This window comes from Bradyrhizobium sp. 139 (assembly GCF_023074175.1).
Lineage (GTDB): Bacteria > Pseudomonadota > Alphaproteobacteria > Rhizobiales > Xanthobacteraceae > Bradyrhizobium.
The window spans coordinates 1-1506 of sequence record NZ_JADPKS010000170.1; the positions used below are offsets into that span (position 1 = coordinate 1).

Below are 1506 nucleotides of genomic sequence, written 5' to 3' on the forward strand. Positions count from 1 at the left end.
GTCCGGTGAGGGCCGCGGGATAACCGCGTTGGCGCGGTGGCCCGATCAGGCCGCGGACTGAACAGGGGTTTTCTTCCAGTCCCAAGGCAGCAGCTCGTTGAGCCGGCGTTGCGGGGTTCGGGCGATGCGGGCCAAGACGTCCGCGAGCCAGGCTTGCGGGTCGAGGTTGTTGAGCTTTGCCGTCATGATCAACGTCGCCATGATGGCGGCGCGATCGGCACCGCGCTCGGAGCCGGCGAAGAGCCAGGACTTGCGGCCGAGGGCAAAGCCGCGCAGCGAGCGCTCCGCGGCATTGTTTGTCAGGCAGATCCGTCCGTCATCGACGAAGCGAGCGAACCTGTCCCAGCGACGCAGCATGTAGTCGATTGGCTTGGCGACCGCGGACGAGTTCGACAGCCGAGCGCGCTGCTCGCGCAGCCACGCTTCCAATGCAGTTAAAAGCGGGACGCTTCGTTCTTTGCGCGCCCGCAGCCGCTCTTCGGCACTCTGGCCGTTGATGCCGCGCTCAATATCGAACAGGGCATCGATACGCTTGACCGCTTCCAGCGCGATCGGCGAGATCGCCGTGGCGTTCTTGCCGCGTCTCGCATTGGCGGCGATGTCCGCCAGCTCAAAGAACTGCCGCCTGGCATGCGCCCAACAAAGTGCGGGCGTAACTGGTCCTTGCGCGCGCGAGGCGTCATACAGCTCGTTATAGCCGCTATAGGCGTCGGCCTGCAGGATGCCGGTGAAGCTTTGGAGATGCCGCGTGGGATGCTCCTGCCGTCGATCGCGCGAGGCGTAATAGAGTGCAGCCGGCGGCGCCGGTCCGCCAAACGGCCGGTCGTCGCGGACATAGGTCCAGATATGTCCTTTGACCGTCTGGCCCTTGGCCAGGATTGGCACCGTGGTGTCATCGCCGTGTAGCCGTTCGCTCGCCAGGACGTGACGCTCGATCAGCCGATAAAGCGGCTGCAGGGCCGTCGCACAGGCGCCGACCTGGTCGGCCAATGTCGACAGGCTCAGGTCGATACCTTCCCGGGCATAGCGCTCGCTCTGCCGGTTCAGGGGCTGATGCTGGCCAAACTTCTCAAACAGGATCATGGCCAAGAGATTGGGGCCAGCAAAGCCGCGCGACGTCACGTGGAACGGTGCCGGCGGCTGGGTGATCGTCTCGCAGTCCCGGCACGAGAACTTCTCGCGCACGGTCTGGATCACCTTCCACTGCCGGGGAATGACCTCCAGCGTCTCGGTGATGTCTTCGCCCAGCTTTGACAGCTTCGATGAGCCGCAACAGGGGCAGCTCTCCGGTGCGGCGACCACGACCCGTTCGCGCGGCAGATGCTCGGGGAACGGTTTGCGCGACGGGCGCTTACGCTGGAAGGACTTGACGGTCTGTGTCTGAGCCACCGCCCTCTCGGCCGCCAGCTCGTCTTCGGTTGCGGTCGCCTCCAACTCTTCAAGCTGAAGCTCCATCTGCTCCAGGAGACGTGCCTTGCGCTCCGAGCGGCTGCCGTAAATCTGGCG

1 protein-coding gene is annotated in these 1506 nt (G+C 65.0%); it reads right to left on the reverse strand.

The window, feature by feature from the left end:
• Nucleotides 1-45: 45 nt before the first annotated feature.
• Nucleotides 46-1506, reverse strand: a 1461-nt coding sequence (locus IVA80_RS36120; RefSeq protein WP_247439880.1) for an IS66 family transposase, incomplete at its 5' end; no start/stop codon positions are given.